This window comes from Bacillus paralicheniformis (assembly GCF_001042485.2).
GTDB classification, from domain to species: Bacteria; Bacillota; Bacilli; order Bacillales; family Bacillaceae; genus Bacillus; species Bacillus paralicheniformis.
This window is the reverse complement of record NZ_LBMN02000005.1, coordinates 103559-116119: the sequence shown is the minus strand read 5'-3', so window position 1 is coordinate 116119 and position 12561 is coordinate 103559. Positions and strand designations below refer to the sequence as shown.

Annotated in this window: 11 protein-coding genes; 8 read left to right on the top strand and 3 right to left on the bottom strand. The window is 47.2% G+C overall.

The window, feature by feature from the left end:
• The first annotated feature begins 3 nt into the window (after positions 1 to 3).
• From ACH97_RS05575 to ACH97_RS05565, 3 genes are all read left to right on the top strand, one after another.
• Complete coding sequence (locus tag ACH97_RS05575) at positions 4 to 1608, top strand: YceG family protein (protein WP_057957822.1); 1605 nt, start codon at positions 4 to 6, stop codon at positions 1606 to 1608.
• A 16-nt stretch (positions 1609 to 1624) separates the two neighbouring features.
• Positions 1625 to 2719, top strand: a complete 1095-nt coding sequence (locus ACH97_RS05570; RefSeq protein WP_048350465.1) for a toxic anion resistance protein — start codon at positions 1625 to 1627, stop codon at positions 2717 to 2719.
• Positions 2720 to 2870: 151 nt separating this feature from the next.
• The gene (locus ACH97_RS05565) at positions 2871 to 3572 is read left to right on the top strand and encodes a cytochrome c biogenesis CcdA family protein (RefSeq protein ID WP_057957821.1); all 702 of its coding nucleotides are present in this window, start codon (positions 2871 to 2873) and stop codon (positions 3570 to 3572) included.
• A gap of 6 nt (positions 3573 to 3578) precedes the next feature.
• Here ACH97_RS05565 and ACH97_RS05560 read toward each other — a convergent pair whose 3' ends face one another.
• Positions 3579 to 4265, bottom strand: a complete 687-nt coding sequence (locus ACH97_RS05560) for a CPBP family intramembrane glutamic endopeptidase (protein ID WP_048350466.1) — start codon at positions 4263 to 4265, stop codon at positions 3579 to 3581.
• Positions 4266 to 4348: 83 nt separating this feature from the next.
• Here ACH97_RS05560 and ACH97_RS05555 point away from each other — a divergent pair, with 83 nt between their 5' ends.
• Positions 4349 to 5089, top strand: a complete 741-nt coding sequence (locus ACH97_RS05555; RefSeq protein ID WP_048350467.1) for a MerR family transcriptional regulator — start codon at positions 4349 to 4351, stop codon at positions 5087 to 5089.
• 95 nt (positions 5090 to 5184) lie between these two features.
• Here the strand turns inward: ACH97_RS05555 and ACH97_RS05550 are convergent, their stop codons facing one another.
• The gene (locus tag ACH97_RS05550; RefSeq protein ID WP_048350468.1) at positions 5185 to 6390 is read right to left on the bottom strand and encodes a nitrate/nitrite transporter; all 1206 of its coding nucleotides are present in this window, start codon (positions 6388 to 6390) and stop codon (positions 5185 to 5187) included.
• Between the two features lie 448 nt (positions 6391 to 6838).
• On the opposite strand from ACH97_RS05550, the gene ACH97_RS05545 reads away from it, so the two are divergent.
• The 3 genes from ACH97_RS05545 to ACH97_RS05535 all read left to right on the top strand — a co-directional run bounded on the left by ACH97_RS05545 (position 6839) and on the right by ACH97_RS05535 (position 10212).
• Positions 6839 to 7798: an L-lactate dehydrogenase gene (locus ACH97_RS05545; protein WP_048350469.1), complete on the top strand. Its 960-nt coding sequence runs from the start codon at positions 6839 to 6841 to the stop codon at positions 7796 to 7798.
• 49 nt (positions 7799 to 7847) lie between these two features.
• A complete protein-coding gene (locus tag ACH97_RS05540) occupies positions 7848 to 9470 on the top strand; it encodes an L-lactate permease (RefSeq protein WP_048350476.1) in 1623 nt (540 codons plus the stop codon).
• Positions 9471 to 9579: 109 nt separating this feature from the next.
• Positions 9580 to 10212, top strand: coding sequence for a LysE family translocator (locus ACH97_RS05535; RefSeq protein ID WP_048350477.1), 633 nt, complete (start codon positions 9580 to 9582; stop codon positions 10210 to 10212).
• On the opposite strand, the gene ACH97_RS05530 is transcribed toward ACH97_RS05535, so the two are convergent.
• Positions 10213 to 11547, bottom strand: coding sequence for an amino acid permease (locus tag ACH97_RS05530; RefSeq protein ID WP_048350470.1), 1335 nt, complete (start codon positions 11545 to 11547; stop codon positions 10213 to 10215).
• Between the two features lie 161 nt (positions 11548 to 11708).
• Between ACH97_RS05530 and nadE the strand changes: the two genes are divergently transcribed.
• Positions 11709 to 12527, top strand: coding sequence for an ammonia-dependent NAD(+) synthetase (gene nadE, locus ACH97_RS05525; RefSeq protein ID WP_048350471.1), 819 nt, complete (start codon positions 11709 to 11711; stop codon positions 12525 to 12527).
• Positions 12528 to 12561: the final 34 nt, after the last annotated feature.

Genomic DNA, 12561 nt, shown 5'->3' with positions numbered 1-12561 from the left:
GCTATGAATCAAGAGATTAATATTCAAAACGCCCTGGTCAATGATGATGAATGGAAGCAGATCATCAAGAAGCCGCTGCCGGAGAGAACCCCGTATGAAAAAAACGGACATCTGACGATAAGCCGTCTGGCGGGACGGATTCTCGGAACGCCGCACGATGAAACGGATTACTACATATATCTCCATGAGCTGTATGAGTCCGGTGATGTGCATGTGTTAAGCGAGACGCTTGATAAGACCATTTCTCCGGAAAGGTTTCAGGCCATACAGCGCATCCATATGGTCAATCAGAAAGAAAATGGGCTTTCCGTCAATCGGTTTGCCGCTTTTCTCGACGGGGAGCAGCTCATTCCTAAGCACCCTGACGCCGCTATGCACCGCCATTTAAGGAAGGCACTTATCGAAGTGCTGCAGATGTTTCAGTCCTTTCATGAAAAAGGATTGAACGATCCGGATTTTCGCCGGGTCCTCCTCGACCTTGTCAAATGGATGGGCAATCATTTGGAGAAGTGGCTGAAAGAAGCCGACTGCGAAAATGTGATGCCGAAAGTGGTTTGGTATGGGGACACCACAAAAAGCCAACGGTATTTTTTATACTATTTGATGCTTGTTGGATGTGATGTGCTGCTGTTTCATCCGGAGGGAAAAGACGAATTTCGCCAGCTTGATCCCGAGCAAAAGCTTTCTTTTGTCTTCACATACCCGGGCACGTCTGCATTAGAGCCGTTCCCGACGGAAAAGCCTCAGCGAAAATCAACGGTGGCGTACCGTTCTGCGAAGGAGCTGGATACAGTTCTGCACAATGAGGATTCGCTCATGTACAAACCTTGGCAGTTCAGGGAGCATACGCCGGTCTCCGTGACTTTGAAGACCACGTATGATGAACTGTTTTTAATTGCGAAGGAACGCGCCTTTATCAGACCCGATTTTCAAGCGTCTCAATCAACGGTCAACATTCCGAACTTATTCGCGATGGTCATGGGCGTCTCCAGCAATGAAAAAGAGTACTGGGACCGTCTGCAGACGCTGACGGAGTATAAGGAGTCGCATACGATCCGGAGCTTCCCATTTACAAAGGAAGAGACGTCCAATTATCAATTCCATTACAGCCATGCGCTTGATCAAACGGGGATGATCGATCCGGACCGTTTGATGGAGAGCAATATATGGCGCTACAAGCATTTGCCTGAGGGAGTGCAGCGCGGCATTGCCCAAGCGGTTTCCAGGCTGTGCAAAAGCCCGAAGATGCTGGCCTTGAACAATGAAAAATCAGCCGATGTGCAGCTGTATTTGTTTACCCAGGCGGTACAGCTTCCGGCAGCGCTTTTGAATATGATTCAGACATTTGACTATTCACAGACAGTGCCGAAGCTGATCTTGTATCACACTGAACAGACGGGAACACTCACCCGTTCAGACGCGGCCGCCTTGCTTTTGTTAAATGAAATCGGCATCGACATCATCATCTATAATCCGCCGGGCTATAAGTGTATTGACCGCTATATCGACGGACAGCATTTCGATACCCATTGGCTTGATGACATGTCCTTCAACCAGGAGTTTAAAGAGCCGTCAATCGTCCGGAAGTTCATCAATAAAATCTTTTAAGGAGGGAGCCACTCTGATGGCAAATCCAAATGAAACAAGCATCATCAATATCAGCAAAGAGGAAGAGATCACGATTGAAAAAGCGGAAGACATCCGTGCCAAACTCCGCCGGGAGCCCGATGTGCAAGCTCTGACTCGGCAAATTGACGTAAAAAACCAAGTGGAGCTTTTAGAATTCGGAAAAGAGCCCGCTCTTGAAATATCCAAGTTCTCAGACCGCATTCTCTCTATGATGAGAACGAACAGTGTGACAGATTCAGGTGCGATGTTGACGCAGCTCGGAAAAATCATGGACCGCTTTGACAAGAATGACTTTGAAGAACAGAAAGGCCTGCTTTCCAAGTTATTTAAGCGCGGCAACAGCATGATCGAGAAAATATTCAAAAAATATCAAACGCTCGGCGGTGAAATCGAAAAAATCAACGTCGAAATTTCGAAATATAAAGATGAAATGACAAAATCGACCGTGACGCTTGATGAAATGTATGAAAGCAACCTCAATTACTATGTGGAGCTGGAGAAATACGTCGTAGCCGGCCAGATGAAAATAGAAGAATTGCAGCAGCTCATCCCTGAATATGAAGCGAAAGCGGCCAGCGGTAACCAAATGGCGCAGATGGAGCTTGATACGCTTCGAAACGGCATTCAAGCGCTGGAAGAACGGGTGTATGATCTCGATATGGCGCGGATGGTCGCGATTCAAACCGCGCCGCAAATCCGCCTGCTCCAGCGCGGAAACACAAAGCTGATCGGAAAAATCAACTCGGCATTCATCATTACGATTCCGATTTTCAAAAATGGCATCATCCAGGCCGTTACCGCCAAGCGCCAAAAGCTTGTCGCCGATTCAATGAGCGAACTCGACCGCCGCACTAACGAAATGCTGAAGCGGAACGCGGAAAATATTTCGAGCCAGTCCGTTGAAATCGCGAGAATGTCCGGAAGGCCGAGCATCGATATTGAAACGATCGAACAGTCTTGGAATACAATTGTCAAAGGCATGCAGGAGACGAAGCAGATTGAAGATGAGAACAAACGCCTGCGCGAAGAAGGGGCAAAACGCATATTGGAACTTCAGGACAATATGAAAAAAGCCGCTTTAAACGGTTAAAAAGGATAGTGAAGAAGCCGTCCGCCAGATAAGCTGGCGACGGCTTCAAATATACAAAAAATCACCGCCATGATAGGCGGTTTTTTATGTTATGCTAGAGAAAGAGAATTGCATGGTAAAAATTATATAAACATGAAGGGGATGGAAGTGTATGACCGCTTTATGGCTGGCATTCGGCGGCGGTTTCCTGTCGTTTATTTCTCCGTGCTGCCTGCCTTTGTATCCATCATTTATTTCCTACATCACCGGGATTTCGGTCAGCGATTTGAAAGACCGAAATGCAAAGCGCATCAAACAATCGGTGATGATTCACGCGGCGGCTTTTTTGGCCGGTTTTTCTGTGATTTTTTACATATTGGGTTTCTCCGCCAGCTCGTTTGGCCTGCTGTTTTTGCAATACCATAACTTGATCCGCATGCTGGGCGGAATATTTGTCGTCGTCATGGGCCTGTTCCTCCTCGGCGTTTTCCGGCCGGCTTTCATGATGAAGGAGCGGCGCCTTTCGTTTAGAAGAGGAAAAATAGGCTTGTTGAATTCAATGCTTGTCGGAATGATTTTTGCGGCGGGCTGGACGCCATGCATCGGACCTATATTCGGAACGATCGCATATGCAAATTTTCAGAACCCTGATTTTGGGAGCGCATTCATGATGATCACCGCATATTCTCTAGGTTTTGCCATTCCTTTTTTACTCATGGCGTTTTTTATCGGAAACATCAGGCCGCTTATGAAATATTCGAATATGCTCATGAAAATCGGCGGCGCGCTGATGATCGTCATCGGCATCCTGCTTTATACGGACAACATGATATGGGTGAATATCTGGTATTCGAATTTGACGAATCTTTTTTGAACAATATTATGTGAGTAAAATTGTGAAAAACAGCAAAATCGCGTTAAATAAACTATGGATGAGCATCGCAGGTATAATCGATTGTGTTTTTTCGTATGTCCAGGCAAACACAAGCCCTGTTGCAAAGTTAACGGCCAGGGTGTTATATGTGGGGATGTGAGCGATCATAAAGAGAGCGCTGCTTGCAACAAGTGCCCATACAACCCCGAATTCAGCCCGGAACCAGCGGTAAAGAAAGCCGCGGTAAAACATTTCTTCATAGATGGGAGAAACGATGCAGGCAGAAGCGAAAGACATGGCAATGTTCAACCATGAAAGATCGGCAGTAATCGTTTTTGTTTTTGTATTTTCGTAGCCTGCGCCGAACCAAGTCAGGATTTCCATAATGGCAGACGTCATCACAATTAAAAAAACCGTCCATCCCGCTATTTGAATCCAGTATGCAGGGGCGAACCGGGAGATTCCGATTTCCCGCCAGGACAGGCGGTCAGGCTTTAAGGCGATATCGTACAGGCTTAAAATAAAAGCGGCCGCCATTGCAATACCCATCAACATGGCTGAAGGCATGCCTTCGCCCAAAAGCAAATCCAAAGCGTTTTTTAATAGATACTCAATGAAAATCGGAACAGCTGCAAATGCGATTAAAAGCAAGCAGACCAGCTGCTTTTTGTTCCAAGGATTTTTCCATTCCATCACAAAACCCTCCTGTTTTTAAGATAAAATCATTTTAAATCGTGACGTAACGTAATCTTCAAGCGATATTTTGGGAGGGAGATATGGTGAAAGAAGAACTGACAACCGGGCGGGTGGCGAAGATGATGGGGATATCCGTAAGGACGCTCCGCTACTACGATCAAATCGGTTTATTAAAACCGAGCACGACACTGTCAAATGGGCGAAGGCAATATTCGAAGGAAGATATGTTAGAACTCGAAAAAATTTTGATCTTGAAATCTGCTCAATTTTCATTGGAGCATATCAAGACGTTAAGGTATCAATTGGATACCATCAATATCATTAAAATGCATAAAAGGCGCCTGAACTCGGAGATTGAACAGCTGACGAAGAGCCTGCAGCATACAAATACTTTGCTGAACATGTATCAAATCGAAGGAAGCTTGAGCTGGGAAGACCTTCTCAAGCTCGTCAGGCAGCCCCGGGATAAACCATGGAAGGAATCGTTCTCTGAAGAGGAGGCTGAGATTTTAGCAGAGAGGCTTCCGAAGGCGGAAAATGACGATTTTATCACAAAGCAATGGCTCTCCATCATCAAGCGGATTAAGCTGTGCTTAAAAGAAGAGGTGCCGCCTGAGTCTGAATGGGGAAAGCAAATTGCGGAGGATATCATGTGCCTGTCTGATCATTCATTTAAGGGACATGAGGACTTAGCCGATCGATTTTGGGAGGTTCGCAAATCTGAAGAGCCAAACGGGCTTTATCCGCTCGATAGCGGGATACTGGAATTCGCGGAAAAAGCGCTTGAATCTCCATCTCATCATTCAGGAGGATCAGGGTGACTTTTCACATGAGTCACGGTCCGGGCAGGATAACCAAAGGATCAAACAAACTTTGCCGAATAGAAAACCGCCCGAAAAGAATCGAGCGGCTTCCTTTATATTCGAATTGATTTCTCCTCGGTTTTCCACTGTTTTTTCCATCCGGCCTGAGCAAGCAAAAGCAGTCCGAGTGCCAAAAATGCGATAACGGTAAAGGTGAGGAATCCGCTTGAATACGTACCCGTGATTTGCTTCAGCGTTCCGAGAATATTCGGGAGGAAGAATCCGCCAATTCCCCCCGCAGCGCCCACGACCCCCGTTACCATCCCGATCTCTTGCTGAAATCGCTGCGGTACAAGCTGGAATATCGCGCCGTTCCCCATCCCGAGGCAGCCCATGCCGATAAATAATGCGGCTGTGACAACGCCAAGAGACGGGAGCATACTGACTGAGAACATGCACAGAGCCACCCCGATAAAGAGGAATTGCAGCAGACGCACGCCGCCGACTTTATCGGCAATCAAACCGCCGACAGGGCGGAGGCAGCTTCCCGATGCAACGACGATTGTGACAAATTCGCCGGCTCTTACCGCCGGAACGGCATACTGGGATGCAAAAAAGTAGCTTAAAAAGTTGGACAAGCCGACAAAACCCCCGAATGTCACGCTGTAGAGAAGGCAAAAATACCAAGTGTCCCTTTCTTTGAAAACAGCAAAATAGTCTTTGAGCGGTTTAGGCGCCGGCTGATTCGGAGGTTCTTTTGCCATAAGGAAATAGCTGAATAACACGAGTGTCAGAGGAATCAGCGCCAATCCCATGACGCCGTTCCACCCCACTTGCTCCGCCAGGCGAGGACCGAATAGCGTAGCGAGCAGTGTTCCGCTGTTTCCCGCTCCGGCGATCCCCATGGCAAGGCCTTGCAAGTGCGGCGGATACCAGCGGCTCGCCATAGGAAGGGATGCGGAAAAGCTTGCGCCTGCCACACCGAGTAAAATTCCGATGATATACAGCTCGGCGACCGATGAACCGAACTGCCACCCCCATATCAGCGGAATCATCGTCACCAGCATTCCGCCAATAGCCGTTTTTTTCGGTCCGAAACGGTCGGTTAAAATGCCGAGCACAATCCGGAAAAACGATCCGGCCAAAGTAGGTATGGCGACAATCAATCCGACCTGTGAAGGCGATAAATCAAAATCAGCCGTAATATAAACACCAAGCGCCCCCAGCAACACCCAAATCATAAAGCTGACATCAAAATATAAAAAAGATGACAACAAGGAAGGCGCGTGTCCGCTCTTCCTCAAATCCGCCAATTTCAATTGCAACACTCCCCATCCGATAGATTCTAGAATTTATCATGACAAAATAGAATAGGGTTGGCAGTATTTTTGTCAGCTTTACTAACAAACTAAAAGATTGAATATTTAAAATGTTAATTTGGATGGCATTATACCCGGCGATGATTGAATGTTGCTGAAGATTAGAGGTGTTATGACTGTTGAAAAGGGGAAAGATATATTGGAATGGGCCTGATGCACTTGCAGATAAAACAGTCTTTTGCAGCACGTTTACCAATTTTTCTTTAGCTGTAAGGAATATTTTTACCAGAAAATGTACAAATTTAAGGAAGAAATATGTGGAGACACAAAATAGACATAAATAAAAATGTATATCACTTGAAAAAGTATGTGAAGTATTGCACAATATTAATGTGAAGAATTTCACAAACAACTTAGTTTAAAACAAACGGCAAAGGAATGATGAGTCATGAGAAACCAAAAAGTCAACCGTACAGTTTTGATCGGTGCGGGTTTTGTTGGAAGCAGTTATGCATTTACGTTAATTAACCAAGGTATCACAGACGAACTTGTGATCATTGATTTAAATAAAGACAAAGCAATGGGCGATGTCATGGATTTAAACCACGGTAAAGCATTTGCCCCGCATCCTGTGAAAACATGGTACGGCACATATGAGGACTGCAAAGACGCCGACATTGTCTGCGTATGCGCCGGAGCAAACCAAAAGCCGGGTGAAACCCGTCTGGATCTTGTCGAAAAAAACTTGAGAATTTTCAAAGGAATTATCGGAGAAGTCATGGCCAGCGGTTTTGACGGCATCTTCCTTGTCGCTACAAACCCGGTCGACATCTTGACTTACGCAACTTGGAAATTCAGCGGACTTCCGAAAGAACGCGTTATCGGAAGCGGTACAACACTTGATACAGCCCGCTTCCGTTACTTGCTCAGCGAGTATTTCGGTGTCGCTGCCCACAATGCGCACGGCTACATCATTGGTGAACATGGAGATACAGAGCTGCCTGTGTGGAGCCACGCGAATATCGGCGGAGTTCCCGTCAGCGACTTGCTGAAAAGAAATGAGAAATACAAAGCGGAAGATCTTGATGAACTGTTTGACAATGTCAAAAACGCCGCTTACCACATTATCGAGAAAAAAGGTGCGACATACTACGGAGTTGCTATGAGCCTCGCGCGTATCACGAAAGCGATTTACCGCAATGAAGAAGCGATTTTGACCGTGAGCGCACATCTTGAAGGCGAATTTGGGGAAAATGATGTTTATATCGGAGTTCCGGCGGTTGTCGGCCGATGCGGAGCGAGGGAAATTATTGAGCTCGACCTGAATGAAAAGGAAAAACAGCAATTCAAGCATAGCGCAGGTGTGTTAAAAGCAATTTTAAAACCGCATTTTGAACTGCAGGCGTAACTGAACATCATGAAGATACTAACATCATGAAGATTGCGAGATGATGAAAATGTGGCAACAGATATACGATCCGTTTGGGAATCTGTTTATCAGCGCTTTTGCCGCCATTCTGCCGATTCTTTTCTTTCTCCTTGCATTGACCGTGCTGAAGATGAAAGGAATCATCGCGTCATTTTTGACGCTGGCGGTCAGCTTTATTGTAGCGGTGTTCTTTTTTCACATGCCGGCTGCGAAAGCTGTCTCCGCCGTTTTACTTGGAATTGCAAACGGCCTTTGGCCGATCGGATATATTGTCCTGATGGCTGTATGGCTTTACAAAATTTCTGTCAAAACCGGAAAGTTTAAAGTGATCAGAGCGAGCATTGCCGGGATTTCGTCTGACCAGCGGCTTCAGCTATTGCTGATCGGGTTCAGTTTTAACGCCTTTTTGGAAGGCGCGGCAGGCTTCGGCGTGCCGATTGCGATCAGCGCCGTTCTTCTTGTCGAGCTTGGTTTTAAACCTTTGAAAGCAGCATCCCTATGTTTAATTGCGAATGCGGCATCCGGCGCCTTTGGAGCGATCGGAATTCCGGTCATCACAGGAGCGCAGATGGGAGGCTTGACACCGGTTGAGCTTTCCAGAACGCTCGCTTTGATGCTGCCGTTCATCACTTTCTTTGTCCCGTTCCTGCTCGTTTTCATACTGGACGGGTTTAAAGGAATAAGGGAAACGCTGCCGGCTCTCCTTGTATTAAGCGGAAGCTATACGGCGGTGCAGACTTTAACGATGATTGCATTGGGGCCGGAGCTTGCAGACATTTTGGCCGCTTTAATCAGCATGGGAGCGCTGGCGCTGTTTTTGAAAAAATGGCAGCCGCGTCACATATACAGAGAAACCGGGAATGAACATGAACCCGCTGAAAAATATCATGCAGCAGACATTATGAAAGCCTGGTCTCCGTTTTATATCTTGACCGCTGTCATTGCGGTGTGGAGCCTGCCTGGTTTCAAAGGGCTTTTTCAGGAAGGCGGATGGCTGAAACAATCGACGCTTTTATTCAACATGCCTTTTCTTCACCGGGAAGTGCTGAAAACGCCGCCGATAGCCCCGGAACCGGCACCGCTTGATGCCGTGATGAAGCTTGACTTCATTTCAGCGACGGGTACGGCGATACTGATCGCCGTGATCATCACGATTGTGCTGAGCCGAAACCTTAGTTTCCGCGGAGGACTTTCCAGTTTGAAAGAGACGGTCAAGGAACTGTGGCTTCCCATTCTGACCATTTGCTTTGTGATGGGCTTTGCAAATCTGGCCAATTATGCCGGATTGAGTTCAACCATCGGACTGGCGCTCGCCAAAGCAGGAGATATTTTTCCGTTCGTCAGTCCCGTATTGGGCTGGATCGGCGTGTTTATCACAGGTTCAGTCGTCAGCAACAATGCATTATTCGGTCACCTGCAAGCTGTCACCGGAGCGCAAATCGGGACAAGTTCGTCCTTGCTGCTTGCTGCCAATACTGCGGGAGGCGTGATGGCCAAGCTGATCTCACCGCAGTCGATTGCGATTGCAACAGCCGCGGTTCAAGAGACAGGGCAGGAATCAAAGCTTTTCAGCCAAACCGTTAAATACAGCTTGGTCCTGCTTTTCATCATTTGCATTTGGACATTTGCGCTTTCGAAGTTTGGCATATAAAGAAGAGCCTTTTCCCAATACGGGAAAAGGCTTTTTTAGCTGTTTGTTCTATCATGTCCTCTTTTTGAATACATTGTACAAGTTATCCGCGGAAGGGGGACGAGATATGATAAACATCTTCCTGAGTTATGTGTTTTTGGGCTTGTCATTGGCCGCACCTGTCGGCCCTGTGAATGCGGCGCAGATCGACAGGGGCATGAAAGGCGGATTCTTTCATGCATGGCTGTTTGGACTTGGCGCTGTGACGGCGGATGTCTTATATATGGCTTTAATCTACGTCGCTCAATTTTTGACAGCGCCATTTTTAAAAACATTTTTATGGCTGTTTGGTTTTTTTGTTTTAACCTATACGGGGATCGAAAGCCTGATCAAGGCGAAGGAAGTATCGCTGATGAGAGGTGCGGGAGAGAAAGGGTCATACCGCAAATCTTTCTTGTCGGGGCTGGTGATCTCCCTTTCAAACCCGTTAAGCATCATGTTCTGGCTCGGTATTTACGGTAGCATTTTGGCGAAAACGGTAGAGACGTACGAATCATACCAGCTGCTGATCTGCAGTTCAGGCATTTTAATCGGACTTTTTCTGTGGGACTTGGCCATGTCTTTTCTTGCAGGGACATTCAGAACATTTTTAAGCCCGCGGATGATCCAGGCAACGACTTGGCTCGCGGGCATCAGCCTGATTGTTTTCGGATGTTACTTCGGCTATCAAGGGATGCTCGAACTGCTGAAGGCGGGGCGCTGATCAGGTCTGCCCGTTTTTCTCTTCCTGATGCGCCCACCTTTTTTTCATCAGCATCGTCACAACAGCAATAACGGCAAGAAACAGAAGGCTCACAAAAAAACCGGGCCTGCTGTTTTTTTCAAATAACGTACCCGAAACGGCAAATAAAATCAGGACGAGCGCTGTGACAATCTGGACATTCCCTTTCATTTTCGGTTTTGTAAGCTTTTTGCTGGAAAACAGGATGAACATCCAGTTATAGAGCAGCATTAAGCTGGCGGCCGTCGTCATGTGTTCATAAAGCTGCTTCGGCAAAAGCAGCGACAGGACGATGGAAGCAGCGAGAACGAGCACTGTCAGGCCGAGTGCCGGCCACGATACTTTCGCCTTTTCTTTTTTCGCAAAGCAGGCCGGAGCATCTCCGTTTTTCGCCATTGTTCCCATCAGTGTGGTGACGGCGAACAAGGAAGCGGTCAGCGTTGAAAAACCGGCGATAATAAAAATGCCGTTGAAAATATCCATGATCAAATCGAGATGAAAGTCTTTTAATGACGTAATAAACGGGCTGTTCTGTTCGGTAAATGCCCCGCGGGGGACAAGGAGCATGGCCAGCCCGATCGATGCGATGTAAATCACAGCAAGGGTTATGAGCATCAGGCTGCCTGATTTTGATGAATCTTTCGGGTCTTTTAAGTGAATCGCCATCAGACCCATGACTTCGATTCCTCCATAGGCGTAAAATGTGTAAATCAACCCCGTCCACAATCCCATAAAGCCGAAAGGGAACAATTCGTGAACACGGTCAGGGAACTGCGCGTCAGGCGTTTTTCCGGGCAGTAGCCCGCACAATGCCAAGACAGCGATGATGATAAACATTAAAATGGCCGCCGTTTTCAACACGGCCAGTATGTTTTCCGTTTTTTCAAAACTGCTGCGCCCTGTGAAAATGACGATCAGTCCGAGAACCGCATAAATGGAGGCGAACACCCACAGTGGAACCTGGTTAAACCAATGGCGTGTAAACAGGGAGATCGCCGTCAGCTGACTCCCGATAATCAGCATTTCCGATGACCAGTAGACCCAGCCATTGCTAAACCCCGCCCAATTGCCGAAGGCCTCTCTGGCGTAAGAACAAAAAGACCCTTCAACAGGATGATCCGCCGTTAATTTCGCCAGCTGCTGAAAGACAAGAAAAGTGCCAAGGGCAGCAAGAAGAAAGGCGGCCAATACGGAAAAGCCGCTTTTCTTAATGGCGATGCTTGAGCCGAGAAAAAACCCCGTTCCAATTGTGCAGCCGACCCCGATCATGGAGAGCTGCCACCATTTTAAATCTCCTTTTTTTGCTTGTTGTTTCATGATTTCAACCCCTCTAATCTACTTGTTATTTTGCCAGGGGGTACTGTTTTTATTCGCGAAGGGGAAAGGTTCTTTGCGCACCTCAATATTCACTTTGAAATGAGACATATGCTATAGTTAAAGACATAATCATTACGGTTCATTAAAAGGAGGAATGACGGATGACTTTACAAGAAAAAATCATGCAGGAACTGAATGTAAAGCCTTCTATCGAACCGAAACAGGAAATTGAAAAAAGGGTCGGTTTTCTAAAAAGCTATTTGAAAAAAACGGGTGCCAAAGGCTTTGTTTTAGGCATCAGCGGAGGACAGGACTCCACATTGGCGGGCAGGCTTGCCCAGCTGGCTGTTGAAGAATTGAGGGAAGAAGGCGTTCAGGCGGAATTTATTGCGGTCCGCTTGCCTTACGGTGTTCAGCAGGATGAAGATGACGCCCAGCTGGCGCTGAAATTTATCCAGCCGGACAAGTCTTTCGCTTTTGACATTGCTTCAACTGTAGGCTCATTTACTGCTCAATATCAGTCAGTCACAGGAGAGGCGCTTGCCGATTTTCATAAAGGCAATGTAAAAGCAAGAGTCCGGATGATTGCCCAATATGCGATCGGGGGTCAAAATCAGCTGCTGGTGATCGGAACAGACCATGCTGCAGAAGCTGTTACCGGATTCTTCACAAAATACGGAGACGGAGGCGCAGACCTTTTGCCGCTGACAGGATTGACAAAGCGCCAAGGCAGAAGCCTGCTGGAAGAGCTGGGAGCGCCGGAGCGGCTTTATACGAAGTCTCCGACCGCCGATTTGCTTGATGAAAAACCTCAGCAATCCGATGAAACAGAGCTCGGCCTGACGTATGATAACATCGATGACTACCTTGAAGGAAAAGCCGTCTCCAGCGAGGTGGCTGAGGCTATCGAAAAACGCTATAAGGCATCCGAGCACAAACGCCAAGTCCCTGCTTCAATGTTTGACGACTGGTGGAAATAGCAAAAAAGAGGCTGACTTCAGCCTCTTTTTTTAT

Excerpts from the sequence above, each read along its gene's own strand:
- ACH97_RS05545 (WP_048350469.1), top strand. The coding sequence starts at position 6,839 with ATGAGAAACCAAAAAGTCAACCGTACAGTTTTGATCGGTGCGGGTTTT.
- ACH97_RS05565 (WP_057957821.1), top strand. The coding sequence starts at position 2,871 with ATGACCGCTTTATGGCTGGCATTCGGCGGCGGTTTCCTGTCGTTTATT.
- ACH97_RS05570 (WP_048350465.1), top strand. The coding sequence starts at position 1,625 with ATGGCAAATCCAAATGAAACAAGCATCATCAATATCAGCAAAGAGGAA.
- nadE (WP_048350471.1), top strand. The coding sequence starts at position 11,709 with ATGACTTTACAAGAAAAAATCATGCAGGAACTGAATGTAAAGCCTTCT.
- ACH97_RS05560 (WP_048350466.1), bottom strand. The coding sequence starts at position 4,265 with ATGGAATGGAAAAATCCTTGGAACAAAAAGCAGCTGGTCTGCTTGCTT.
- ACH97_RS05575 (WP_057957822.1), top strand. The coding sequence starts at position 4 with ATGAATCAAGAGATTAATATTCAAAACGCCCTGGTCAATGATGATGAA.
- ACH97_RS05530 (WP_048350470.1), bottom strand. The coding sequence starts at position 11,547 with ATGAAACAACAAGCAAAAAAAGGAGATTTAAAATGGTGGCAGCTCTCC.
- ACH97_RS05540 (WP_048350476.1), top strand. The coding sequence starts at position 7,848 with ATGTGGCAACAGATATACGATCCGTTTGGGAATCTGTTTATCAGCGCT.
- ACH97_RS05555 (WP_048350467.1), top strand. The coding sequence starts at position 4,349 with ATGGTGAAAGAAGAACTGACAACCGGGCGGGTGGCGAAGATGATGGGG.